The following is a 25,075-nucleotide window of genomic DNA, read 5'->3' as shown; positions in this document are numbered from 1 at the left end:
GTCTAAGACGCTTGAGACGCTATGGCCCGCACACACCGAGGGAGCGCACATGCCTAAAGCAAAAGTAACTAAAGACCCCATCCGCCCAGCTAGCAGCACCTCCGCCAGCACCAGCCGTACCCCGGTGAAGGTCAACACCGGCGGCACCCCGATGTGGTACAAGGTGATCATGTTCGGGCTGATGCTCCTCGGCCTGGCCTGGCTGATCCTCTACTACCTCGCCGGCGACCAGATCTCCTGGCTCGGGCAGCTCGGGCCGTGGAACTACGCCATCGGCTTCGCCGGCATGATCCTGGGTCTGCTGATGACCATGGGTTGGCGATAGCCCTTTTTCCGGGGGGATGTGTGAAATCGGATTGTGGCAAATATTTGCCACAATCCGATTTTTGCGTTGGTGGGGGTTAGACGTCTGCGACCGATTTTAGGTTACACATGACTGTATTTAAATAGACCGATAGATTGCGGCGGGGTTTTTCACATAATCATTAGTGTTAATGCAGGTAACCAGGCTTTTATGACGTGACAATTACTTTAGTTTGACCCCGGAATAGGTGGATTGTTCAACAATATTATGACCTTCCCGGTCAGTTGGCTAGGAATTATCTAAGAGCTCCTCGCTAAAAGGTTGAGAAGCCCGCCCCTTGAAAATCCACAATTGTTTCCCCGAAAGGAACGCCAAATGCGCGCATCCCGCATCGCTGGTGCTGCCAAGGCCGCGATCGCAGCCGTCGCCGCTGTCGCAATCGCAGGCTCCGGCATCACCGCCACCGCCCAGACCTTCGAAGAGTCCTACCCGGAGACCCCGGCAACCAACTCCGCACTGCCGATCATCCACACCTACCGCGGCTCGGACCACCTGAAGGCCAACATCCTCAACCCGCGCCCGGTGTGCAACTCCACCGAGGACTACCGCACCATCGTCTACAAGGTGAAGGACAACTTCCTGCCGGTGGGCACCATCTCCACCACCAACCTGTCCGACAACGCCATCCCGCTGTCCCAGGACCTGTCGCGCACCCAGACCATCTCCGCCTCCATCAACGGCTCCAAAACGGAGACCCTGAGCCTCGGCGGCTCCGGCTCCAAGAAGGGCATCGAGGGCAACATCGGCTACTCCCTGGCCAAGTCGCTGGGCTGGGACGTCTCCGGCTCCTTGTCCTGGTCCGTCGGCCAGAAGATCGGCCCGTACGACGTGCCGGCCGGCAACACCGGCGAGGCAACCTACGGCTTCCGCACCGTCACCATGACCGGCACCCAGCAGCGCTGCCGCCCGAACGGCACCTGGGCAACCCCGACCGCATGGGTTGCAAACATGCCGGTCAAGAACGAGGTCCGCGTCAAGAACTACTCCACCCCGGCCGGCTCCTGGGCACCGAACAAGGGCGCTCAGGTCACCGACACCGTGGAGAACCCGAACCCGGCGTACAACGAGGACGTCGAGAAGATCGAGACGGGCGCAAACCTTGACGACGTCACCGCGGTCGACAACGACGAAGCCACCGACGTGACCAACAACGACATCGCAAACGAGGGCGCCGAGGTCATCGACGAGGTCGAAGAAAACGCTGCTGACGAGGTCAACGAAGTCGTCGATGAGCAGGCAGATGCCCAGCGCGACCTGGACCTGCAGCCGTACTTCACCGCTTCCTCCTGGAAGGTCCCCGGCGCCGCGGGTTCCGTGGCACTGCGCCTGAAGAACACCGGCGCGAAGCGTTACTGGGGCGAGTTCCCGGCCCTGACCTTCCGCGTCGAGGTCGGCACCGAGGCGGGTCCGGAGGGCGTTGACCGCCTGATCACCACCACCCAGTACAACGGCACCCACATCCGCGACCTGGGCTACGACTACGACCGTGGCATCCGCACCTTCGAGGTCACCCTGTCCAACCCGATCCTCGCAGGCGACGAGATGCTGCTGGGCGCATTCTCCTTCGGCGACGGCAACACCAAGGAAGGCCGCCTGTACAACTACATGAAGGTCACCCAGACCGGCCGCCTCGCTGGCGACACCTCCTTCTACAACGACCAGGACGTGGACTCCCGCGACGTGACCGTCTCCGACTTCAACAAGAAGATCCGCGGCGTGTTCTAACACTCCCCGCCGGATAACGCCCGTTGAGTTCAGGCTCAACGGGCTTTTTTCTATCCACACCTGTGGATAACTCTGCGCACAACTCCACAGGGCTGTGAAATGTGCTGGTGGTGGTTCGAAAATGCCAGGTTTCGTCGGCGTGTCATTTTGACCGTTCGACGTGTCGTTCGAGGAGTTACACGCGTGTAGTTATCCACACTGTGGACAACCGCTGTGGATAACTAGTACACCGGCACGGTCGACGGGATGGTAAGCGCCCACACCGCCACACACGCCGTCGCGGCCGCGACACCCGCCGTGATCCAGCGGGTGCGCACACTTTGCGACGTCAACGGCCACGCCATCAACGCCCCCGCCGCCAAACCGCCGAGGTGCCCCCACAGCGAAACACCCGGGCTGAGCAGCGTGTACGCCACGTTCACCGCCACCAGGGCGAGGGGCGCGCGCAGGTCGGTGGAACGTCGAAAAGCAATTGCGATCAGCAGCGCCATCAACATGTAGAGGGCGCCGGAAGCGCCGGCCGTGGGCGTCGTAAAGCTAAAAGCAAGCACACTTGCCGACGCCCAAAGGACCCCCGCGACCCACGCCACCACAAACGGACCAGAGCCGAGGAAGCGCTCCACCTCCGCACCCACCAAGACCAGCATGAACATGTTGAGGAAGAGGTGCGTGACGTCCAAGTGCATGAAACCCGCCGTCAGCGCGCGGAGGTAACCCGCGCCGTACACCTCGGGGCCGTAGAGGATAGTGCTGGAGCCAACGGCCGAATCCCACACCACGTCCGTGAGCGAACGAGCCTGCAGCGCGGCGACAAGGAACACGAGCGTGCAGATCGCCGCGATCGCGGTCGTAGCGGGGGCAGTGCGGGGCAAGTTGCGGAGTGTGGGCATGGGATGGCGGGATCAAGCGGTTAATGCGCCACGATTGAATATTTGCTGGAGTATCTCACGTGGGGTTGCTCCGCCGAGGACTTGTCGTGGTGTGTCGTTGAGTTCGTCTTGTACCCAGGCGACGTGCTCGGGGGTTACTTCGGCGAAGTCGGTGCCCTTTTTGTAGAAGCGGCGGCGGATCTCACCGTTGGTGTTCTCGTTGGTCGGCCGCTGCCACGGCGCGTGCGGATCGCAAAAGTACACCTCGCAGCCGTCTTTGATGCGCACACGTGCGGTTTCAGCCATTTCCACGCCTTGATCCCAGGTGATGGTCTTGAGCTGTTCAGCGTTGAGGTCTTTGACCATCTGCTGGATCGTTGCAATCACCGTCATCGATGTGTGTTCGGTGGGCAGATGACCAAGCAGGGTGTAGCGGCTGGTGCGCTCCACCAGGGTAATCAGCGCGCTTTTGCCGCCGGTGCCGATAACAAGATCGCCTTCCCAGTGCCCGGGGATTGCCCGGTCGTCAGCCTCTGGGCTGCGCTTGGTGATTTCAGCACCTTTGATCCACGGCTTACCGGTGAGCACACCGGCATTACGGGGCCGAGCTTTTCGCCGCTTGCCGCCGCGGATGAGCACATCTTGGGTCTTCATCACCGCTTCAAGCTCGGCGCGCAAGCTGCCTTTGCCCTGGATGTACAAGGCACTGTAGATCGCTTCGTGGGAAATACGCATGCTTTCATCATCGGCGAAAGCATGCTGAAGCCACACACTGATGCGCCCGGGCGACCACCGGCGGGCAAGACACGTCACCACCACAGCACGAAGTGCCGGGTTGTCGTCAAGCTTGCGCACCTTCGGCCGGTGCGCACGCGCCTTGGCGCCCAGGCCGGCTTGCCGGGCGTTGTAGTACACCGTGGCCTCACCGTCTTCGCCGGGAACTTCCCACCCGTTGCGGGCGATTTCCCGGCTGATCACGCTATGGTGGCGCCCCAGAAGTGCTCCGATCTGCCTGGCTGACATTCCCTGGCTGCACCCATGTTGGATCGTCAGGCGGTCTTCATACGACAGTCGGACCCCGCGGCCGACTTTCACACGGTCCTCGGCATAGTCGGCAGGCGCGTGGCCTGCCTGTGTTTTCATTGGTGCTGGCACGGAATCAACTTTGCTGTGTGCAGGTGGTTTTACCGTGCAAGCCTCCGGCGTGTCCGCGCGCTGTGACGCATCACGGTTTCCGCCCGCCTTCTCCTGGCGTGCTTGCTGCACCCAGCGATACACCGAATTCGCAGACCGGTCGAACGCCGCCGCAACCTCGTCAACCGGCTCACCAGCCAGCACCCGTGCGACCGCGTCAGCTTTCTGCTGCGGGGTGATGCGGGGCTTTTGCTGCAGTTCGGTGAGCACACCGACTTTCGCCAACCGCTGGTACAACGCCCCTGGTGACATGCCTAACGTCGCAGCCGCATCCGGTACCGACATACCTGAAGCCACCAGCGCCACCGCCTCGTCGATGAGCTGGTCACGTGCACGTGCCAACGCCTTCTTCGGCGGGAGCACGCCTGCTTGCTTGACCCATTCATAAACCGTGGCCTCTGCCACACCGGCCTCACGAGCAATCTCGCCGACATCATCGCCTGCAACAAGCCGCGCCACAGACGCAGCCTTCACATCCTTCGGAGTCCAACGACCAGCCACAACAACCTCCAAGTCGAGGTGGCGCATTCACCCACTGACAACTCCGGATCAGGGTACGAAAAAGCCCCCGCACGGTGGCGGGGGCGCGGCGCTTGTGGCGCTTTTGGCTTAAGCGATGTCGACGGACTCGATCACGACATCCTCGACCGGGCGGTCCATGCGGCCGGTCTGCACGCCCGCGATCTCATCGACGACCTTCTTCGAGGCATCATCGGTGACCTCGCCGAAGATGGTGTGGCGGTTGTTCAACCACGGAGTCGCGTCGACGGTGATGAAGAACTGGGAACCGTTCGTGCCCGGGCCAGCGTTAGCCATGGCCAGCAGGTACGGGCGGTCGAACTGCAGCTCCGGGTGGAACTCGTCGGCGAACTGGAAGCCCGGACCGCCGGTGCCGGTGCCGGTCGGGTCGCCGCCCTGGATCATGAAGCCCGGGATGATGCGGTGGAAAATCGCGTCGTCGTAGAACGGGCCATCCGTGGTGCCCTTGGCGTTCTTGGTGGAGTAGTCGGCCGTGCCCTGTGCCAGGCCCGTAATCGTCTCGACCGTCTTCGGCGCGTGGTTGCCGAACAGGTCGATCACAATGTCGCCGTGATTGGTGTGCAGAGTCATCGTCTGAGTCTTTTGAGTCATGCGCTCCAGAGTACGCGGGTTCCGCCGCGCGGTGTGTGGGCGGGTGCGGGGTTGGGGTCATGGCCCTCAAGGTCGAGTCCGGGAGGTCGAGTACGCCCGGTTTCGGGGCCGTACTCGACCTCCAGTACTCGACTTCCGGCGGGCTATAGCGCCCCTACCTCCGCCAGTGCTCCCCATGCACCGGCCTGAACACCGTGGCCGGCACTTTCGGCTCGCCGAGGAGACCGGAGCGGGCCTTGAGCTCAAGGATCTCCCGAACACAGGCATCCTCGTCCCGGAGAATATCCAACGGCTCGAAGCGGGCGACCTCATAGACCTGCTTCCGTAACCAGTTTTCGCGCAGGAGCTGGTCCCGCGACACCTTCTTCGCCAACTCCTCGTCTTTCTTCGCCGTCTTGACCAGCCCGTCGATCTCGATCGCCACCTGCCCCCACAGCAGGTCGGGACGCACGTAACGGCCAATCCACATCTGCTCGCGGACGACGATGTTCCGCTCGCGCAGGATCACGCGCAGGAGAGACTCGTACGGCGACTCGGACTTGGTGGACGACCAGCGCAACGCCTGCCGTGCCCGCCCGATCCCCTTCTTGCCTGCCAGCCGCTTAATCGTCGCGTGGAGTCGGCCTGGATGCGTTCCTGCTCCAGCGGTGGCTTGCCCACAAATAGGGAATCCATCGCGACGACTCCTGCCCTCACCCCGTGCAGGCGCGCGACGTCGACGGCTGTGCGGACGGGGCTGGTTAACCGGAGGGCGTCGCCAGGCGTCGCGCAGTCGATGGCCAGCACATCTTCTTCGGGGATGCGCAGGCTGCGGTATTCGACTCCATCCGGCCAGCTTGCCCTGGCGGGCGGTTTTTGTCCCGGGATGGCCAGCAGGACGGGCGCGTCTGGGGCGGGCAGTGTCCACAGGCCGTGCACGACTGCGGCGGAGCGCCCCACCAGCACCGCTTTCCGGCTCGCGGCGCCGACGGCGTAGCAGCTGAGAAACTCCTGCTCGTGGTGTTTCAGCCGCGACCATTCCACCTCTGCGATGAATTTGTTCGCGGATAACTTGATGCACGTTTGACGGTCCGACTCCCCCGGTCTGACCAGCAGCTGCGCTAGCTTTCTCCTGTCCATGATCCCCCCGATGTTTGTTTGTTTCGCTCAGAGTACATGGCTACTGGCGAGAACGAAAGGGCCCCGCCAAAAGTCGAGCGGCGGAGGTCGAGTCCGGCCCAAATTGAGGGCATACTCGACCTCCCGTACTCGACTTTCGCGGGGCAAGGGGCAGGGGCGAGGAGGGCGCGGAGGGCGCGGGGGCTAAGGGCAGCGGGGCACAGGCTTTACGACGCCAGCTCCGCCCCGCCCGGCGCCCTAGAGCCCTTCGACGACCTCGTCGCGCGCGGCGACCAGGTTGCGCAGGGAGGGGTCGACCTCGGCGTAACCACGGGTTTTCAGGCCGCAGTCCGGGTTGACCCAGAGGCGCTCGGTGGGCACGTGGTTCAGTGCCGCGCGCAGCAGGCCGGCGATCTCCTCGGCCGACGGCACGCGCGGGGAGTGGATGTCCCACACGCCGGGGCCGATCTCGGAGTGGAAGGTCTCGTCGATGTCCTCGAGCAGCTCCATCTTGGAGCGGGCTGCCTCGATGGAGGTGACATCGGCGTCGAGGCCTGCGACGGCTTCGATGATCTGGCCGAACTCGGAGTAGCACAGGTGCGTGTGGATCTGGGTCGCAGGCTTCGCGTTCAACGACACCAGGCGGAACGCGCGCTGGGCCCACTCGAGGTAGGCGGCGCGGTCGTCGGCGCGCAGCGGGAGCAGCTCACGCAGCGCCGGCTCGTCGATCTGGATGACCTTGATGCCGGCCTTCTCCAGGTCCGCGACCTCGTCGGCGAGTGCGACGCCGATCTGGTCGGCGGAAACGCTCAAAGGCACGTCGTCGCGCTTGAAGGACCAGGCCAGGATGGTCACCGGGCCGGTGAGCATGCCCTTGACCGGCTTGTCGGAAAGCGACTGCGCGTAAGCCGACCACTCCACGGACATGGCCTCCGGGCGGGAGACGTCGCCGACCACGATTGGCGGACGGGTGCAGCGGGAGCCGTAGGACTGGACCCAGCCGTTTTCGGTGACCACGAAGCCGTCGAGAAGCTCGGCGAAGTACTGCACCATGTCGTTGCGCTCCGCCTCGCCGTGGACCAGCACGTCCAGTCCGATCTCCTCCTGCAGCTCGATGACCTGCTTGATCTCGACCTTCAGCGCCTCGTTGTACTCGGCGTCGGAGAGGGTGCCCTCGCGGTGGTCCGCGCGCGCCTTGCGGATCTCGGTGGTCTGCGGGAAGGAACCGATCGTGGTGATCGGCAGCGTCGGCAGGCCGAGCTCTTCGCGCTGGACCTTGTTGCGCTCCTCGAACGCCGGCTCGCGCTTGACGGCGCCCTCCGGCAGGGCGGCGACGCGGTCCACGACGGCGGAGTTGTGGATGGTGGTGGACTCGGCGCGGGTGCGCACGGCGCGGTCGGACTGGGCGAACGCCTCGCCGGCGCCCTCCTCACCTGCGACAAGCGCCTGGATCTCGGCGAGCTTCTCGTCGGCGAAAGCCAGCCACGGCGCGACCTCGACCGGAATGTTGCGCTCGGCCTTCAGGGTGTGCGGCACGTGCTGCAGGGAGGTGGAGGTGGACACGGACACCGAATCAGCGGAACGGCCCAGGGACTCGAGCACCTCGGTGCGCTCGCGGAGGTTGGCGGTCCAGACGTTGCGGCCGTCGATAAGTCCGGCGACCAGGTGGGTTTCCGAAGGGATCGCCTCGCGCACGCGCTCCGGGTAGCCGGAATCGGCCTCGAGGGTCCACGGGGAGAGGTCCACGTGCAGCGCCTCCACGCCCAGCTCGCCGAGCACCGGCAGGGCCTCGCGGGCGGAGCCGTACGGGGTGGTCAGGTACACGTTCGGGCGGGTCTCGCGGCCCAGCAAATCGGACCAAGCCTCGCGCAGGTAGGAAGCGATCTCCGCGTCCGGGGTGGACAGGTCGGCCACCACGGCGGGCTCGGCGATCTGGACCCACTCCACGCCGGCGTCCTTCAGCGCGGCGAAGACCTCGGCGTACGCCTCCACCAGCGACGGCAGCAGCGACCACTCGGCCGGCTTGGACAGCGCGATCAGCGTGACCGGGCCGACCAGGAACGGGCGGACCTTGTGGCCAGCCTCGGCGGCCTCCTCCACGATGCGCAGGATGCGCTCCGGCACAGCCTTAATCTCCTGGCCTGCCTCGATCTCCGGCACGAGGTAGTGGTAGTTGGTGTCGAACCACTTGGTCATCTCCAGCGGCACGCGGGTGTCGTTGCCGCGGGCGAGCGCGAACTCCTCGTCCAGGTCCACCCCGCCCGGCACGAGGCCGACGGTCAGGGCGGTGTCGAGCACCTGGTCGTAGAGTGCGACGTCCGCCGGGATGGCGTAATCCTCGGTCAGGCCGAGGTCGCGCAGGTGGTTGTAGTTGTTCACTCGCAGGGCGCGTGCGGTGGAGCGGAACGTCTCAGCGTCGATGCGGCCCGCCCAGTAGCTTTCCAGCGCGCGCTTGAGTTCGCGGTTCGCGCCGATGCGGGGGTAGCCCTCGATGGTGGCCTTGGGGAAGGTGGTCATTGTTGTCCTTTATCTATTCCGATGCGGTCCAGAAAGTCCCGCGTGACGTGCAGGTTGTTGTGCGTGTACACGTGGAGTCCGCCCGCGCCAGCATCCAGAATCTCGCGCGCCAGGTTGGCGGTGAGCTGCATGCCGGCCTCGTACTCGTTGTCCGCTTCGAGCAACTGCTTCTCGACGCCTACCGGCACCTCCAGCCCCGACAACTCCCCCATGCGTCGGACACGCTTCAGCGAGGTCATGGGCATGATGCCGGGGATGAGCGGGATACGCACGCCCGCCAGCCGCGCCACTTCGACGAACTCCATGAAGTCCTGAGCCTCGAAGAACAGCTGCGTGATGGCAAAGTCCGCACCCAGGCGCTGCTTGGTCAACAGCACGTCCAGGTCGTGGTCGAAGTTGCGGGATTCCTCGTGGCCTTTGGGGTAGCAGGCCACCGAGAGAGCGAGCTTGCCGGCGGCGAGGCGGAACGCCTCTTCCTCCTGCACGTCCTGGATCAGGTTGAGCAGATCCGTGGCGTATTGCAGGTGGTCCGCAGGCAGGCCCTCTTCCGGCAGGTCCCCGCGCAGGGCGAGGAACCCGCGGACGCCGGCGTCGATAAGCACCCGCACCCACTCCGCCATCTCATCGCGCGTGCCCGCGGTGCAGGCGAGGTGCGCGATGGTGCGCAGGTCGGTGGTCTCCGAGATGCGGGAGATCACGGCGGCGGTGCCCTCCAGCCACTCGCTGCGGCGCGAGCTGGTCACGGAGACGTAATCCGGCTTGTACTCCGCCAGGCCCGCGATGAGCTGGTCGATCTTCTCCGGGTCGTCCGTGGGGCGAGGCGGGATGATCTCGAAACTCAGGGCGGTGCGCTGGCGTTTCGGGCGGGGACGGCGGATCAGCTGCGCGCCCTCGCGGTCCAGCGGCGCCGAGGCGGAAAGCCTGGTCGAAGAAGAGGCTTCGAACATGGCAGGACCTTTCTCGGCTGGGTTGATGTGTTTCGTTGCACCGTGTTTAAACGGTGCCTTGAAACTTATTGACGCCACGTAACCGCCACAATGCGTTCACAGTTTTGAGCGCTGTCTGCGCTGCGTACGGGGTTATTTGTCGTGAATGTTAATCGCATAAAATGAACCAAGCTGTTCACTTTTGCGTAACGCTTGGTACGCACTGAGCCCGATGGTCTGGCGGAGCTCCCCGGTTTCCGAGCAGGCACGGCGGATTTCGCTACCCTGGGCCGCGCAACCACCCGAAACTTACAAACGCAACACAAGGAGCTACCCGTGAACCTGAAGAACATCGGCTTCGCCGCCGCTATTGCCAACCAGGCGTGGAAGTACCTGCGCGACCAGAACGACAAGCGCGAGCGCGATATCTACCAGTCCCTGCTGGACAACCTGAAGGACGGCAAGCTGGACGATATCCACGAGAAGTTCGACGCTGATCAGCTGCAGGAACTCTACGGCGCCGCCCGGGCGCAGGCCGGCGAGATCACCCGCGACGCGCACGACCGTCTGGACCGCCGTCGCAAGCAGTTCGCGGACGCCGCCCCGAGCCGCAAGGAACGCCAGGAGTTCCTGGAGAAGCACGCGAAGACCGCGAAGAAAAAGAAGAAGGGCGGGTTTGGCAAGGTCGTCGGCGCAACGCTGGGTACCGCCGCGCTCGCGGGTGGCGCGTGGGCTGCCTGGGAGTTCTTCCTCAAGGACAAGCTCGCGGGCGAGGACGAGCCGGCGAAGGCCTACCGTCCGGCACCGACCCGCACAGAGACTGACACGCGCGGTTCTTCCACCATCGTGTACTCCACGCGTACGGAAGACGACCGCGCGGGTGCCCGTCGCGAGGAGGGCATCGAGGGCGGCGTGTTCCCGAATGAGTCGGGCGAGGAGCAGCTTTCCGACGCCACCTCCGGCACCACCACCAACTCCCCGGAGGACCTTGGCGGGGAGGGCCTGACCACCCTGGACACCCTGGCGGACGATCAGCGCAAGGCCACCCACGCCCAGCACTCCGTGGAGGACGCCACCGACGGTGCCGAGGGCGGCCGCCACGAGCTGCGCGAAGAGCCGGCGGAGCGCACGTTCCGCGACGGCCGTATCGGCCAGGACCTGAACGACTTCCCGCAGGACGGCAACAAGTAGTTAAGCCGTGGTGCGCCAGCCCGCCATGAGGTGGCGCACTAGGCGGTCGCGCACATCCGGAAGGATGTCTGCGAGCGGGGCGGTGAGCGGCCGCGTCGCTACGACGAGCTCGGTGGCCAGCTGCATGGGTGACTGGCCGGGGGCGATGATGCCGTGGGGGGCGGCGGCGTCGATAAGCAATTGCACTTTGCTCATGAACGCGTCACGCCGTGCGCCGAGACCGCCGTCGGAGCCATCGGCGGCCAGCGCGGTGGCGAGGATGCCCACGCCCGATTCGACGAGCGCCCAGACGAAGGATTCGAAGTGTTCGGTGGGATTGTCTTCGAAGCCGTCGAGGGCGTCATCGAGGAGCGATTCGATGCGTTCGAGGAAGACGATCGCGCAGGCGTCGTAGAGCGCGGCGCGGGTGGGAAAGTGACGGTAGAGGGTGGCGATGCCCACGTCGGCGTCCGCCGCGATGCCCTCGAGGGTGATCTCGGAGTTCGGGCGAGTACCTATCTGGGCCAGCGCTGCGGTGACAATCTGGTCGCGTTTCGCGCGGGCGTCTGCGCGCATTGTTGACCAGCCCCCTTTTTTGGGTTTGACAGTGACTATTTTGGGGAGCACCATAGCACGAGTTAAGTGATAGTCCACCCTACGGTTAAGGGACCGCATGACCCCCATACTCAGCACGCAAGACCTCGTGCTCCGCAAGGGCGACACCCCGGAAAACTTCGACATCGGTCGGGGGTTGACCCTGCTGAACACGCGGCGAGAGTCCGATTCGACCCTGCTCAGCCTCGCGCTGGCGGGGCGCTTCAACCCGCACTCCGGCACGATCCTCCTCGACGGGGAAGAAACCAGGACACGCCAGCGCTTCAAGCAGATCGCGCTCGCAGGCGTGACCGAGATTGACGGGCTGGATCGCCTCGTGCGCATCCGCGACGTGGTGCGCGAGCAGATTGCGTGGTCGCAGAACTTTTTCGCCCGCACACCGCACACATCCAGGGCGATCAAGTCCCACGACAACGTGGAAAAGTGGCTGGAGCCGTTGCAGCTGGAAGACATCGACATGACGGCGCACGTCGGCGACATCGGCCCGACGGACCGCTTCCGCCTGCGCGTGCTGCTGGCGCTGATCTCCCGCCCGGACGCGAAGATGCTGATCGTGGACGATGTGGACCAGGTGCGCAAGATGGACATCCGCCGCAAGCTGCTGGATGATCTGCGCGGGGTCGCGCTACACCTGCCCGTAATGGTGAACACGGTGAATGAGGAGGGGCTATGAGTGGCCTGCACATTGGATCCGACTTCCGGAAGTTCGCCCACGGCAAGCTTCCCCCGCTTGCCATCACGGCGATTTGCCTGCTGCCGCTGCTGTTCGGCGGCCTGTTCCCCTGGGCGTACTGGGACCCGCTGGGCAACCTGTACAAGCTGCCCGTCGCGTTGGTGAACTCGGACGAGGGCGACAACGGCCAGCAGGTTGTGGACAAGCTGCTGGAGCAGCGCCCCATGGACTTCCAGGTTGTCAGCGCCGAGGAGGCCCAGGAAGGCATCGCTAGCGGCAAGTATTACTTGGGCTTAGAGATCCCCACGGACTTCTCTGAGGCTGTGACCAGTGTGAAGGAGGATGACCCGCATTCAGCGAAGATCAACATCACGCTGAACGAGACCAACGGTTTCATCCCCACCATGCTGGGCGAGAAGGCCGCGGAGGCGATCGGCTCTGCCGTGTCGAATTCCGTGGGCAGCAAGGTGGTTGAGCAGCTGTTTGTAGGCATCAACACACTCTCGGACGGCGTGCATAAGGCCGCCGACGGCGCCGGGCAGTTGGACGAGGGCGCGAACAAGGCGCACGACGGCTCGGAGCAGCTCAACGAGGGTGGCACGAAGCTCAACGACGGCATCCAGCAGCTCAACGACAAGGTGCAGCAGCTGCCGGACGCCGTGACCAAACTCGACGGCGGTGTCGCCCGCCTGCAGGACGGCGCGATTCAGCTCAACGACGGCATCACCACCGCTTCCGGCGGCGCCGACCAGCTCTCCAACGGCCTGACTCAGCTGCAGGCGGGTACGCAGCAGCTTGGCGACGGCGCGACGCAGATCGCCGGCGGCGTAGACAAAATCGCTGGCTTTGCCGGCAAGATCAACGAGCTGCAGGCCGCGTTGGACGACATCAACGCAAACCTGAACAACGTGATCGCGGACCTGGACCGCTCCCCCATCCCGGGCAGCAAGGAGCTGGCGGACCAGGCGCGCGGCGTACAGCTGCAGATCAACGCCGGCCCGCTGCAGGCGGTCACGGAGAACAACCTGGTGGGCCAGCTGATGCAGCTGCAAGCTGGCGCGCACGAGCTGGCCAACCAGCTGTCGGACCCGAGCGCGAAGTACCGCGGCGGCGTTGACAGCGCCGTCGAGGGCGCAAAGACGCTTGCGGACGGCCTGAAGCGCCTGCAGGAAGGCTCCGGCACCCTGGTCGCCGGCGTGACCACGCTGAAGGACGGCACGGGCAAGCTGGTCGTGGCGGCGAACACCGCCACCGACGCCACCTCGCGCCTGGCCGCCGGGTCTAACCAGCTGGTGGTGGGCCTGGGCGACCTCAACGACGGCCTGGTCAAGCTCTCCGATGGTACCGGCGAGCTCTCAATGAGTCTTTCCGACGGCGCCGAAAAGGCCCCAAGCTGGGAGGGTGAGCGCCTGAACAAGGCTATCGACGCCGCCGCGGACCCGGTGCACACCGAAAACACCGGCGACGGCGTGACCTTCTTCGGCAAGGGCCTCAGCCCGTTCTTCCTGTCGCTGTCGCTGTGGTTCGGCGTGCTGATTATGTACATGATCATGCCGCCGTTTAGCCGCCGCGCGATCGACTCGGGCACCAACCCGCTGCGTGTGCTGCTCTACACGATGATCCCGTCGTTCATCATCGGTTTCTTCCAGTCCATCGCCCTGTGGGTGATGCAGGTGTTCATCCTGGACGTCGAGCCGCTGCACCCGCTGTCGCTGTTCGGCGTGCTGGTGCTGGTGTCCTGGGTGTTCGTCACCGCGATTATGGCGTTGAACACCGCGCTGGGGCCCGCACCTGGGCGTTTGGCCACCATGGCGTTGATGTCGCTGCAGCTGGTGGCGTCGAACGGCCTGTATCCGCCGGAGGTGCAGCCCGAGTTCATTCAGTGGGTGCACAGTTGGGACCCGATGCGCTACTCGGTGGATCTGGTGCGCTACGCGCTGTTCGGCACCCCGTCCTACGACCCGCGCATGTGGACCGCCGTGACCGTGCTGCTGTTCGTCGGTGCGCTGTCCGTGTCCATCTCGTGCGTGGCTCTGTACGGCCGCCGGACCTGGCACATGAAGGACCTCCACCCCGAGCTGTCCGTGTAACCCCTACCATGGGCGGGGCACAACATTTCCCCCGATAGACCGAAGGACCCCACCCATGTTTTTCAAGAAATCCAACAAGGACAAGATCAACCTGCGTCTGCCGTCCGCGGCGCTGCGCATCCCCACCGGCGCCCTGATCTTAAACTCCGGCCTGGGCAAATTCCAGGTGGACAAGGAAGGCGCCGAGGGCCTGCGCGACATGGCTACCGACGGCATCCCGCAGCTGGGCCAGGTCGACGCTGAGAACTTCGCCACCGGCCTCGCCTCCGCTGAGACCGCCCTGGGCGCGGCGCTTCTGTGCCCGCTGATCCCGAACCGCCTGGCCGGCCTGGGCCTGACCGCGTTCGGTGCCGGCCTGCTTTCCATGTACTTCGGTAACGACCAGTACACCGAGGACGACGGCATCCGCCCGTCCAGCGCAGGCCTCGCCATTGCGAAGGACTCCTGGCTCGTCGGCATCGGCCTCGCGCTGGCCGCCCTGCCGCGCAAGTAGCCTTGAAGCGCGCCCTCGCCCTCGCGCTCACCGCCGCGCTGATCCCGGCGACGGTGGCCACGCCGAAGGCGGAGGCGTTGAGGCTGCGCTGCCACCCCGTGCACGTCATTCAGGCGGCTGGCACGGGGTTTTCGCATTCCTGGGATCCGTCGGCGCGCGAGACGCTTTTCGACGACGCGTCCTCCCCCGCCGACGACCTCCAGCGCCGCTTCGGCGCCCGCACTGTGTCCACCTACACCGTGAAGTATCCGGCCTCGCTGGGCAGGTTCAGCGCGCTGGGCAGCGCGGGCAACGGCCTGGAGGGCACGGAGGCCGCCACCTACGGCGAGTCCGTGCGCTACGGTCGCGACGTGGCCACCCTGGAGATGGAGACGGTGGCCCGGCACTGCCCCGGCACCCGCTTCATCCTCATCGGCTACTCCCAGGGCGCGCACCTGATCGGCGACGCCGCCGCGGAGGCCGCCGCCGGGCGCGTGCGCGGGGTGGGCGCGGATGAGATCGCCGCGGTGCTGCTGTTCGCCGACCCCGCCCGCGCCCCTGTGCGCGAGCCCGCCGAGCCCGCGCGCACGTCGCGCCTTTACGCGCCGGCGCCGAAGGGCGTGCGGGGCGCGAACTTTGAGACGGTGCAGACCGGCGGCACTACCCTCGTGCCAACCCGCGTCGGCCTGGCCGGCACCCGCCGCGCCGGCTTTAACGGGCTGGATGGCAAGGTGCTTTCCCTGTGCAACGGCGCCGACATGGCGTGCGCGACGGACCCGGATTCCGTTCTGCGCGCGGTCGCGGACGTGGCCGGGCGCGACGTGTTGCTCGGCCCCTTCAACGCGTTCACCGGCATGCGCGTGGCGCGCTTCCAGCAGCTGCGGGCCGCCGGCATGCCCCCGCGCGAGGCGGTCAAAGAATCGGGGCTTTCGCTTCTCGACGCCACCGTGGCCCCCCAAATCCTCTACGAACTCCACCTGATCCTCTCCGCCGCCGGGCGCCACGCGAGTGCGGCGAGCCCCACGCCTGTGGAACAGCAGGCCGCCATCGCTCTCGCGGCCGCGGCGCCGGAGCTGGCGAAGGAGGGCGTGACCTGGCAGTGGATGCTCCAGGGGTTGGATGGGCTGCGCGGCGCCATGGGCGATTCGCCTGCCGCCGCCTGGTTCGACACCATGCTCGAGATGTTCCGCGCGATCCAGGCTGCGGAGCAGATGCACTGGTGGTTGGAGCGCTTTGGCGTGATCCCCCGGACCCCCACGGGCACGGAGGGGAGGCAGGTGGTGGTGCGGGAGCTCGTCGCAAAGCTGAGTGCTCACGCAGTGGATGCCGCGGGGCTGCGCGCCGCCTACGACCACCCCGCCAACGCCAACCTGGTGGCATCCGCGAAGTTAGCGGGCGATTTCGGGCCGCGGCACATGTCGTACTACAAGCTGGGCTACACCGACATCCCCGGCGGGTACTCGGTGGAGGGGCGCACCGGCTACGACTACGCGCTGGGCTGGCTCGGCCAGGTAGTCCAGGGGGTTGCCGGGAAGTAGGCAAGAGAAATGCCCACCAGGGTGGACCTGGTGGGCATTAGCTCTTCGGGGGCTTACTTCTCCTCGTTGGAGGAGTCTTCAGCCTTGGACGAACCCTTGGCCTCATCGGCGGAGTTGTTGTCCTTCTTGTCGGCCTTACCGGAGGAGCCGTTCATCAACGTCTCGCTGCCGGTGGCCTTGCCGATCATGTAGGAGGAGGTGTACTCCTCCGCACCGCAGGCGCGCATGACGCCGTCGACTGCGAGCAGACCCAGGGAGATGGCACCCAGGGCACCAGCTGCCATGCCGAGCATCTGCGGGTTCTCGATGGAGAACGCACCCTGGATGCCAGCTGCGCGGGATGCACGATCCTCGTCGTAGATGCCCAGGCCGCGCTGGATGCGGTCGTTCGCGTCACGGACAGCCGCGTTGATCTGTGCGGACACGCCTTCCAGGCCCGGGATCTGGACCTGGGAGAGGATGCCCAGCGGGATAGCCAGCAGCAGCGGAGCGGTCAGGCCCACGATGCCGGCGATGCACTTGCCGTCGAGCTCAGCGGAGGAACCCTTCTGCTCGACGCGGTTGCCGCTCTCAACGTTGACGTTGATCTCGATCTCGCGCTCGCCGTAGGCCTGTCCATCCGGGCCGACCAGGAGGTAGGACGCCTCGTAGGTGCCGTCCTTCAGGTCCTTGCGCGGAACCAGGGTGACGCCCTCGTCGGTCTTCTTGACCTCCTCGAAGTACTCCTTGCCCTTGGTGAAGACGATCCCGTTCACGTTGTCCGGGAAGGTGACGTTGACCGGGGAGTCGTTCTTGATGCTGTGGTCGATGACAACCGGCAGATCGTTGTTCTCGCTGATCACATTACCCTCGGCGGTGCGGGTGCCCGCCGGGTAGATGGCGTAGGAGATGGTGCGGACCAGGTCGCCGTTGGAGTTGCGCTCCTCGGCACGGACCACCTTGCCTGCGGAGCCGTTCTTCGCGGTCAGCGCGACGGAACCGCCGTTGTCCTTGAGGTCAACCAGGTCGCTGCCGCTGACAACGACAACCTTGTTGCCCTCGTCCAGCTTCTTCAGCTCCTTGGCGTCGCCCTCGATGAGGAAGTCGGTCTGCTGACGTGCGCCGGTGGTCTTGGACTCGACGATCTCCAGCTTGTAGCGGTTGATCTCTTCGCCGTCCTTGTTGTATTCAGCAACAATGCCGGTCTCGCCAACCTTGTCGGCCTTCGGGCGCAGGACCCACTGGCCGTTCTTTTCCTCCGGTGCCTCGAACGCGTCAGCGCCCTTGATCACCTGGAAGCGGTTCTCATCGTTGACCAGGGTGGCCTGGAACTCGGTGGAGGTGGAGATCTTGTAGGTGTACAGGCCGTTGCGCTTCGGCTCGGTCAGGGTGATCTCGTACTTCGCGTACATGCCACGCTTGTCGCCGACCTGGATCAGCGCCTTGCCGGTCTTCTTCTTGTTCTCGCCGGTGACGAGGAGTTTGTCGCCCTCGCGGGTGATGTCCACGAGATCCTCGCCCTCAAGAACCTCGACCTTCTCGCCGTCCTCAGACGCGATGGTCGCGGTCTGGTTCCAGCCCATGGTGGTGTTCTCCGGGGTCACCTCGGCGCTGCGGCCCGGGGTGATCTCGAAGGTGTAGCGCTCGAAGACGTAGCCGTCGTCGGAGACGTTCTCGATGACCAGGGTGCCCTTGGCGTCGCGCTTCGGGGTCACCTTGATCTCGGAGGCATCCTTTTCCGGCTGCTCAGCCAGCAGGTCGCCACCCTTGGCAACGCGGAACTTGGTGCCGTAGAGCTTCAGCTCGTTATCCGCGGTGATGGTGTAGTTCATCTCGCGGACCGGGGACGGCTCGACCGTGTAGGTGTAGGTCTTGACCGGCTTCTCGCCGTCGGCAGTCTTGGCGTACTCCACAACCTTGACAGTGCGGGTCTCGCCCTCCGGAACCGGCTTGAACTTCAGGTTGAGGTTGTCCTTGTCGCCGAAGTCAGAGCCGTCAGCGCCCTCGGTGAGGTACTCGCCGCCCTCGACGACCTTGAGACGGTTGAAGTCGATGGAGCCGCGGGAAATCTCAACGGTTGCGCGGTCGTTGACGTCGCGGTTAACCTCCTGGTTCTCAACCTCCTGCTCAGGCTGCGGCGCGACGTCGACGATCCAGACAGCCACCAAACGGCCGTTCTCGTCCTTGATGTGGACAGTCGCCTGACCACCCTTCGGGTTGGTCGGGGTGACAACCCAGTTGTCGCCCTTCTTCTCAATCTTCGCCACGTCGTCGCCTGCGACGATCTCAGCCGTGTGGTTCTCGATGTACTCGATGAAGAGGGTGTCCGGCTTCTTGGACTTGTACTCCAGGTCGCGCTGGGTGACGGTCGGGCCGGAGTTCTTGTCCTCAATAAGCTTGAGGGTGTACTTGTACTCGAAGCCGTTCTCGTCGGTGAAGAGAATCTCAACGTCGCCGGTTGCGCCATCCTTCGGGGTGACAACCCAGACGTCGCCGTCCTCTTCGATAGTGACCTTGTCCTCGCCGTCGCCGAGGATCTTGTAGTCGCCGCCGCGGTTCTCAATCTTCGCGGTGGAGGTGTTCAGGATCTCACGGGTGACGTCGAACTTGGAGGTCTTGTTCTCCACGGTGACGATGTTCTCGCGAACCTCACCGCTGTCCTCGGTGATGCGGACAATGACGTTACCGGTGTAGTCCTCGCCAGCCTTGACGGTGACGGTGCCCTTCTCCTCGTCCTTGAGGATCTCAACCTCGCCGTGCTCCGGCTGGATGAGGTTGCCGTCCTTGTCGTAGCCCAGACCCCAGTCGATGTCCTCGCCCGGCTTCCACGGGATAGTGGTGATGCGGTCCTCGCTACCAGCATTCAAGGTGTAGAAGAAGTTGTTCACCTTGACGTTGAGGGAATCCTGCACAGCAACGGTGTCGGTGACCTTGATGCGGTAGATGTGCTGGTTGCCCTTGTCATCGGTGATGAGGATTTCAACCTCGCCCTCGCCCTCGAAGTCCTCGCGCGGGGTGATGACGAGCTTGCCGTCCTCAGAGCGCTCGACGACGACGATGTCGGAGCCCTTGATGATCTCGAAGGTCCACTTGTTGCCGATCTTCTCCGGCATCTCAATGACCTTGGACTTCTCGTCGCGGGTGAAGCCTGCGAAGTAGTAGTGCTCCGAAACTTCCTTCACGCGTTCGTAGTACTTCTCAACGAAGTACTTCTCGACGTCGGTGACCGTGGTCGTCGTGGTCGTCGGCTCCGGCGTGATCGTGGTGGCGACGGTCTCGGTCACGGCAGTGTTGGTGGAGGTGACCGTGGTGACCTGCTCCGGACGGGTCGCGGTGGTGGCCGGCTGGGTCACGGTAGTGCCCGGCTCGGTGACGGTGGTGCCCGGCTGGGTGACAGTCGTGCCCGGCTCGATGACAGTGGTGCCCGGCTGGGTGACGGTAGTGCCCGGCTGGGTCACGGTGGTGCCCGGCTGGGTGACAGTCGTGCCCGGCTGCATCACGGTGGTGACGACCTCTTGTGGGCGGGTAACCATGGTGGTGACCGGGGACTCGGTGATGGTGACCGTCTCTACGATCGGCTTCGTGGGCGACGGCGGCGTGGACTCCTTGCTCGGCTCCGGCGTCGGCTGCGGATCCGGATCCAGACCCGGCTGCGGAACCGGGATCAGACGCTGGAAGGACTTGCGCGGAACGATGTTGAAGTCGTACTCCAGCGGCACAAGCACGGTGACGTACTCGCCCGGCTTGACGGTCTGCGCAATCTTAGCGTGGTTGGGCTGCTTGATCAGGTAGTAGTTCGGCTCACCCTTCGGCGCATCATGGCGATCGATGCGGAAACCGGTGAGGTTTTCGAACTGTGTGTTGTGGTCCCTAAGAACTTCTTCACGAGCCTGATTCAGGTAGCCCAGCTGGTTGGACAGCAGAGCGCGCAGAATCGCGTTCTTATCCTTGATGGCTTTTGCCTTGGAGGAGTCGCCCGCTGCGTAGGCCTTGTAGTCCTTCTGCAGTGCCTTCACCACATTGATGGCCGCGATGTGGACGTCTTCGTTGATGGCGTCACCGTTACCGACGCGACCGGACGCACCAGTGAGCTTGCGTACCTCGTAGTTACCGCTATCCCACGGGTTACCGAGACCCCAGTCGATGCACCAGCCTGCGCCAACACTGGACGGAAGCAGGTCGATCGCCTGGTCCTCCTTCACGGTCTGCTGACGAATCTGGTCGTAGCGGGCCAGATCTGCGCCGGAGAGCTTCTCGTAGGCACCGACGATCTGCTGGCTGGAAGTGTTCTCGCTTGCGGCCTCTGCGAGCGGAGCGGATACGACCGCGCCCGTAGCCATAACACCAGTGACCATTGCGGTCATGATGCGCTTTTTCAGGTTTGCGTTATGCAACGTCATAGTCCTTCAACGTCTAGGGAGATATTCGAAGCAGCCTGGAGAGTTCCTGAACACGGACCCCAAAACTGACAGACCCCTATTCAATCGCAATGAACCGGCGAAAAGAAGTCCCAACCCACCCTGAAAGCCATAAAAGTCCAGATATTAAGACAAAACTCATATCCCCACCCCGCTGACCTCGACCTTTGTCCAACTTTTAAACACAAATAAGTCGAGTGATCTTCACCACAAAAACAACGCTTCTCCTAAAATGTGGTGCTGAAATGCCGAAAACCCGGTGCCGAATTGGCACCGGGTTTACAGCTTAAAGGCAGGTCTTACTTGGCAGAATCCTGCTCATCGGAGGAAGACGAGGAAGCCTTCTCACCCTCGCTGTTGTCAGCCTCAGTCTTGGACGGCTTGCCGGAGGAGCCGTACATCAAGAAGTCGCTGTCAGTTGCCTTACCCAGCTGGTAGGAGGAGGTGGACTCCTCCTGGCCGCAGGCACGCATGACCTGGTCAACAATCAGCAGGCCAACGGTGATCGCGCCAAGGGCGCCGGCAGCCATGCCGAGCTGCTCGGTGTTGATGCCCTGGAACGCGTTCTGGAAACCAGCTGCGCGCTGCGCACGATCCTCGTTGTAGATGCCCAGACCGCGCTGGATGCGGTCGTTGGCCTCACGCATGGCGTTGTTGATCTGTGCGGACACGCCCTCCAGGCCCGGGATCTGGACCTGGGAGAGGATGCCCACCGGGATGGCCAGCAGCAACGGTGCAGACAGGCCAACCAGCGAAGCAATGCACTTGCCGTCCAGCTCGCTGGAGGATCCCTGCTCCTGGACCGTCGTGTCCTGCTGGGTGATGTTGATAATCATCTTGTCCTTGTCGAGGACCTTGCCGTTCTCAACCGGAACAACCATCAGCTTCTTGCCGCCGTTGAGGTGCGCACCCGGCAGAACGCGCAGCTTGCCGTCCTCAGAGACCTCGATCTCCTTGCCCGGCTCCAGGCGCTTCTTCTTGGTGCAGTCGTCGTTGTAGCAGACGTAGACCTCAACGGAGTTCTCGCCGCCCTCGACCTTGATGTCGTATCCCTTGTCGGGGGTGCCCTTCCAATCAAGCTGCGGCGGGGTCAGGCCCTCAGAGGTGCGCGGGATCTCCATCTCAACCAGGCGGACCGGGTTGCCCTCGGAATCGCGCTCCTCGACCAGGATGGTGCCGTGCTTGTCCTCGGTCGGCTGGATGAACAGCTGGCCCTTGGAGTCCGGCACCGCGTTGGTGATCAGGTCCTTGCCGCGGACGACGTGCAGGGTGTTGTTCTTACCCGGAACAATCTTGTCGTTGATGTCGCGCTCGTAAACAACGCGCTCCTCAACGAACTTCAGCGGGGTCGGCTGCTCAACGATCTCGATCGTGTGACGCTTGACCACCTTGTCGTTCTTGTCTACTTCAACGACGGTGACGGTCTTGCCAACGGAGTCCTTGCCGTTCGGGGTCAGGACCCACTTGCCGGTCTTCTCGTCGAGCTCGACGTTGACGTGCTCCTCACCGTCCTCAACGCGAATCTCGTTCTTGTTGATGCGGGTGATGGTGAAGCTGCCGTCCTCGGTGAGCTTGAAGTTCTGCTCGCGGGACTCGGAGCTGCCACCATTGCCGTTTGCACCCGGGACAACGTCGATGTTGTAGATGACGTAGACGCCACGGTCGTTCTTGACCTTGACCTGGGTCGTGCCCTCAGCGCCGTCCTTCGGGGTGACGACGATGGTGTTGCCGTCCTTGGTCACCTCAACGAGAGAATCGTCGGTGACCTCGTAGTCGGAGCCCTCCGGGATGGTGAGCGTCAGCTTCGAAGACCCTTCGAGCTTGATGTTCTCCTCGCGCGGGGTGGACGGGGTGACCTTGATGGTCCAGCGCTGGAACGGCAGGTCGCGGGAGTTCAGGTTCTCGATAATGACCTGGCCTTCAGCGCCCTCCTTGAAGTAGAGCTTGCCGTCCTCGATGCGGTCGATGAGGTGCTCGCCCTTGACGATGCGCTGGTTCTTTACAGAGATCTGAAGGGGATCCTTCGATTCAGCGTCCTTAATTTCGAACTCATCGATGCCACCCTTGGTGACGTTGAGGGTCCACTCGGCGACGGTCTTGTCGTTCGGGGACTTCTCAGCCACGACGATCTCGCCTACGAAGCCCGGGTTCGGCAGCACGCGGAACTTACCGTCCTCAGTCTTGACCAGGGTGGCGTTGTCCTTGCCCTCGACGATCTCGAAGGTGTTGCCCTCGTTGCCCGGCTTGAACTCGGCGGTGTTGCGGTCCACGAGGTCCTGGGTGAACTTCGGAACCTCGTACTCAACCTCTTCCTTCGGCTTCGCCGAGATGGTGTAGACACCGACCAGGACGCGGCCGTCCTTGGCGTTCTCGTCCGGAGCGTACAGGTTGAAGATGCCGGTGCCGTTATCCTCGTTGTGGATCTTGAAGCCGCCGTCGGTCTCCTCGATCTTCCATTGGTCTTCGTTGCCGCCGGTCTGCTCCAGCTTCCAGCCCTCGCCGCCGGCCTTGACGTCGACAGTCGTGCCCTCTTCGATGAGGTAGGTCTCAACGTCGACCAGGACGTTAGCGCCCGGCTTGATGTCCAGGGTGTAGGTGTAGGTGTTGCCGTCGGCGTCCACAGCCTTGAGCACAACCTTGCCCTCGGCGTTCGGCTTCGGGGTGATGATCCAGGAGCCGTCGCGCTTCTCAATGGACTCGATGAGGTCCTCGCCGGAGACGATCTCCGGCTTGTTCGGGATGTCCGCCTCGATGTCCAGCTTGTAGGAGTTGGCGTTACCGATCACGCGGGTCTGCGTGTACTTGTCGGAAGTGGCGTCGATGTTGAACTCGTAGACGTTCTTGTTGCCCGTCTTCTCGTCCTTGTCGTCCTTCTCGAACACCTCGATCTTGACGTTGCCCTTGAGCACGCCGTCGTTGATCTTGACGTTGAGCTTGCCGTCCTTCTCCTCGGTGGTGACCAGGCCCTTGCCCTCGACGATCTCGTAGTCCCAGCCTGCCGGGATGTCGATGTTCTGGTTCACGCCGGCAACGCCCACGTTGAAGTAGTGGTTGTTCACGGTGACCTCGCCGGTGGTCTCCACAGTGGTGGAGTCGTTGACCACGTCGATGACGTACTCGTGACGGTTGCCCTCGTTGTCCACGACAACGATGCGGACCTTGCCGCGGCCTTCCTTCTTCGGGGTGATCTTGAGGATGGCGGTGCCGTCTTCGCGAACCTCCTTGGTCACGTCGACCAGGCCGTTGGAGTCGTCGACGAAGTCGATCTCCCAGGAGCCCAGATCCTTGACCTCGATCTCCTCGGACTTCTCGCTGAAGCGGAAGTCGAAGGCGTAGGAGAAGTGGCGGAAGTAGCGCTCGACCACCTTGGTGGTGGTCTTCTCCTCGCGCTGGGTGCTGGTGACGGTGGTGGACTCAACCTTGGTCTCCGGCGCAGCGGTGGCGGTGGCGGTGGCGGTCACAGTCGGCCCCGGAGCCACGGTGGTCGTGGTGGAGGTCGACGGCTTCGGCTCTTCCTTCACGTCCGGCTCGAAGCCCTCGAGGCCCGGCTGCGCAATGGTGACGATGCGCTGGTTGGTCGGCTCCTTGGACAGGTCCTCGTACACATTGTAGGAACGCGGCAGCAGGATGGTGACGTACTCGCCATCCTTCACGTTCAGGCGGGAAGAAGCGGCGTCGTTCTTAGCCAGGTAGTAGTTGGCCTGGCCGCTCTGCTCGAAGTAGCTCTTACGCACCTCGAAGCCGGTCCACTGCAGGAACTGCTGCGGGGTAACCGGCTTCACGCCCGGCACGTGAACGTTGCGGGAGCCAGCAACCCAGCCGCGCAGGAGGTTCAGGGTCTCCTTGTTGTTGGACAGCAGCGCCTGCAGTGCCACGTTCTTGGCCTTCGCGTCGGCGTTCTTGCCCTGCTTCACGTCCGTAAGCATGAGCTTGGTCAGGTTAATAGCGGCGCGCTCAATATCCTCGTCGATCTTGAGGTTGCCGCCCATGTCGCCGTTAAAGCCGTAGAAGCCGGAGGTGCCGTCGAGCTTGCGCACCTCATATGCAGTGTTGGTGCGCGGGACATCGAGGTGGCGGTCGATGCACCAACCCGGGCCGAACGGGGTCTGGTACTGGCCCGAGTCCCGGTTCCACTCCTGCTTCAGGTTGTAGTCGACAGCGACCTGCTCCACAGCGGAGTCGAGGGTGGAGTACTGGCTAGTAATACGCACGTCTGCGTCTGCGGCGGGAGCAACAGCGGCTGCGCCACCGAATGCGACTGCACCGGCAACCATCGTTGCCATGATTCGCTTTTTC

General features: G+C 63.9%; 17 protein-coding genes and 1 pseudogene. 7 read left to right on the top strand and 11 right to left on the bottom strand.

Features of this window, described 5'->3' with window-relative positions; translation table 11 throughout:
* The first annotated feature begins 49 nt into the window (after nt 1-49).
* A complete protein-coding gene (gene crgA, locus CAFEA_RS00190) occupies nt 50-325 on the top strand; it encodes a cell division protein CrgA (RefSeq protein WP_063938645.1) in 276 nt (91 codons plus the stop codon).
* A 354-nt stretch (nt 326-679) separates the two neighbouring features.
* Nucleotides 680-2,089, top strand: a complete 1,410-nt coding sequence (locus CAFEA_RS00185; RefSeq protein WP_063938644.1) for a hypothetical protein — start codon at nt 680-682, stop codon at nt 2,087-2,089.
* 221 nt (nt 2,090-2,310) lie between these two features.
* On the opposite strand, the gene CAFEA_RS00180 is transcribed toward CAFEA_RS00185, so the two are convergent.
* The 8 genes and pseudogenes from CAFEA_RS00180 to CAFEA_RS00145 form a co-directional block, all read right to left on the bottom strand.
* Nucleotides 2,311-2,961: a rhomboid family intramembrane serine protease gene (locus CAFEA_RS00180; protein ID WP_253705013.1), complete on the bottom strand. Its 651-nt coding sequence runs from the start codon at nt 2,959-2,961 to the stop codon at nt 2,311-2,313.
* 30 nt (nt 2,962-2,991) lie between these two features.
* Nucleotides 2,992-4,101 carry an IS30 family transposase gene (locus tag CAFEA_RS00175; protein WP_290183919.1) on the bottom strand — a complete coding sequence of 370 codons (1,110 nt, stop codon included), beginning with the start codon at nt 4,099-4,101 and terminating at the stop codon, nt 2,992-2,994.
* A 93-nt stretch (nt 4,102-4,194) separates the two neighbouring features.
* A pseudogene (locus tag CAFEA_RS00170) lies at nt 4,195-4,404 on the bottom strand (transposase); the annotation flags it as partial.
* 357 nt (nt 4,405-4,761) lie between these two features.
* Entirely contained in the window at nt 4,762-5,283 is a 522-nt protein-coding gene (locus tag CAFEA_RS00165) for a peptidylprolyl isomerase (RefSeq protein ID WP_063937266.1), read from the bottom strand.
* 154 nt (nt 5,284-5,437) lie between these two features.
* On the bottom strand, nt 5,438-5,791 hold the full coding sequence (locus tag CAFEA_RS00160) for a putative endonuclease domain-containing protein (protein WP_063937265.1): 354 nt from the start codon (nt 5,789-5,791) through the stop codon (nt 5,438-5,440).
* Complete coding sequence (locus tag CAFEA_RS00155) at nt 5,788-6,402, bottom strand: hypothetical protein (protein WP_063937264.1); 615 nt, start codon at nt 6,400-6,402, stop codon at nt 5,788-5,790. The genes CAFEA_RS00160 and CAFEA_RS00155 overlap by 4 nt, the downstream gene beginning before the upstream one ends.
* A gap of 237 nt (nt 6,403-6,639) precedes the next feature.
* The gene (gene metE, locus CAFEA_RS00150) at nt 6,640-8,898 is read right to left on the bottom strand and encodes a 5-methyltetrahydropteroyltriglutamate--homocysteine S-methyltransferase (protein ID WP_063937263.1); all 2,259 of its coding nucleotides are present in this window, start codon (nt 8,896-8,898) and stop codon (nt 6,640-6,642) included.
* Nucleotides 8,895-9,845, bottom strand: coding sequence for a methylenetetrahydrofolate reductase (locus tag CAFEA_RS00145; protein WP_063937262.1), 951 nt, complete (start codon nt 9,843-9,845; stop codon nt 8,895-8,897). Before CAFEA_RS00145 ends, metE begins: the two co-directional genes overlap by 4 nt.
* A gap of 315 nt (nt 9,846-10,160) precedes the next feature.
* Here CAFEA_RS00145 and CAFEA_RS00140 point away from each other — a divergent pair, with 315 nt between their 5' ends.
* On the top strand, nt 10,161-11,015 hold the full coding sequence (locus CAFEA_RS00140; RefSeq protein WP_063937261.1) for a hypothetical protein: 855 nt from the start codon (nt 10,161-10,163) through the stop codon (nt 11,013-11,015).
* Here the strand turns inward: CAFEA_RS00140 and CAFEA_RS00135 are convergent, their stop codons facing one another.
* Nucleotides 11,016-11,570 carry a TetR/AcrR family transcriptional regulator gene (locus CAFEA_RS00135; protein WP_063937260.1) on the bottom strand — a complete coding sequence of 185 codons (555 nt, stop codon included), beginning with the start codon at nt 11,568-11,570 and terminating at the stop codon, nt 11,016-11,018.
* A 97-nt stretch (nt 11,571-11,667) separates the two neighbouring features.
* On the opposite strand from CAFEA_RS00135, the gene CAFEA_RS00130 reads away from it, so the two are divergent.
* From CAFEA_RS00130 to CAFEA_RS00115, 4 genes are read left to right on the top strand one after another with little or no spacing between them, the layout of a single operon-like run.
* On the top strand, nt 11,668-12,282 hold the full coding sequence (locus tag CAFEA_RS00130) for a hypothetical protein (protein ID WP_063937259.1): 615 nt from the start codon (nt 11,668-11,670) through the stop codon (nt 12,280-12,282).
* A complete protein-coding gene (locus tag CAFEA_RS00125; protein ID WP_063937258.1) occupies nt 12,279-14,372 on the top strand; it encodes a YhgE/Pip domain-containing protein in 2,094 nt (697 codons plus the stop codon). Before CAFEA_RS00130 ends, CAFEA_RS00125 begins: the two co-directional genes overlap by 4 nt.
* A 55-nt stretch (nt 14,373-14,427) precedes the next feature.
* Nucleotides 14,428-14,865, top strand: a complete 438-nt coding sequence (locus tag CAFEA_RS00120; protein WP_063937257.1) for a hypothetical protein — start codon at nt 14,428-14,430, stop codon at nt 14,863-14,865.
* Between the two features lie 2 nt (nt 14,866-14,867).
* Nucleotides 14,868-16,382, top strand: coding sequence for a cutinase family protein (locus CAFEA_RS00115; protein ID WP_063937256.1), 1,515 nt, complete (start codon nt 14,868-14,870; stop codon nt 16,380-16,382).
* A 53-nt stretch (nt 16,383-16,435) separates the two neighbouring features.
* Here CAFEA_RS00115 and CAFEA_RS00110 read toward each other — a convergent pair whose 3' ends face one another.
* Together CAFEA_RS00110 and CAFEA_RS00105 are read right to left on the bottom strand one after the other, a co-directional pair.
* Complete coding sequence (locus CAFEA_RS00110; RefSeq protein ID WP_143313368.1) at nt 16,436-20,755, bottom strand: hypothetical protein; 4,320 nt, start codon at nt 20,753-20,755, stop codon at nt 16,436-16,438.
* 323 nt (nt 20,756-21,078) lie between these two features.
* On the bottom strand, nt 21,079-25,062 hold the full coding sequence (locus CAFEA_RS00105) for a hypothetical protein (protein WP_143313366.1): 3,984 nt from the start codon (nt 25,060-25,062) through the stop codon (nt 21,079-21,081).
* Nucleotides 25,063-25,075: the final 13 nt, after the last annotated feature.

The organism is Corynebacterium afermentans subsp. afermentans (assembly GCF_030408355.1).
Taxonomy (GTDB): Bacteria; Actinomycetota; Actinomycetes; order Mycobacteriales; family Mycobacteriaceae; genus Corynebacterium; species Corynebacterium afermentans.
Note: the sequence above shows the minus strand (reverse complement) of the source record. Positions and strands in the feature narration are given on the sequence as shown.

Coding starts and splice junctions, on each gene's coding strand:
- CAFEA_RS00120 (WP_063937257.1), top strand. CDS start 14,428: ATGTTTTTCAAGAAATCCAACAAGGACAAGATCAACCTGCGTCTGCCG.
- CAFEA_RS00155 (WP_063937264.1), bottom strand. CDS start 6,402: ATGGACAGGAGAAAGCTAGCGCAGCTGCTGGTCAGACCGGGGGAGTCG.
- CAFEA_RS00105 (WP_143313366.1), bottom strand. CDS start 25,062: ATGGCAACGATGGTTGCCGGTGCAGTCGCATTCGGTGGCGCAGCCGCT.
- metE (WP_063937263.1), bottom strand. CDS start 8,898: ATGACCACCTTCCCCAAGGCCACCATCGAGGGCTACCCCCGCATCGGC.
- CAFEA_RS00145 (WP_063937262.1), bottom strand. CDS start 9,845: ATGTTCGAAGCCTCTTCTTCGACCAGGCTTTCCGCCTCGGCGCCGCTG.
- CAFEA_RS00130 (WP_063937259.1), top strand. CDS start 11,668: ATGACCCCCATACTCAGCACGCAAGACCTCGTGCTCCGCAAGGGCGAC.
- CAFEA_RS00185 (WP_063938644.1), top strand. CDS start 680: ATGCGCGCATCCCGCATCGCTGGTGCTGCCAAGGCCGCGATCGCAGCC.
- crgA (WP_063938645.1), top strand. CDS start 50: ATGCCTAAAGCAAAAGTAACTAAAGACCCCATCCGCCCAGCTAGCAGC.
- CAFEA_RS00175 (WP_290183919.1), bottom strand. CDS start 4,101: ATGAAAACACAGGCAGGCCACGCGCCTGCCGACTATGCCGAGGACCGT.
- CAFEA_RS00165 (WP_063937266.1), bottom strand. CDS start 5,283: ATGACTCAAAAGACTCAGACGATGACTCTGCACACCAATCACGGCGAC.
- CAFEA_RS00125 (WP_063937258.1), top strand. CDS start 12,279: ATGAGTGGCCTGCACATTGGATCCGACTTCCGGAAGTTCGCCCACGGC.
- CAFEA_RS00135 (WP_063937260.1), bottom strand. CDS start 11,570: ATGCGCGCAGACGCCCGCGCGAAACGCGACCAGATTGTCACCGCAGCG.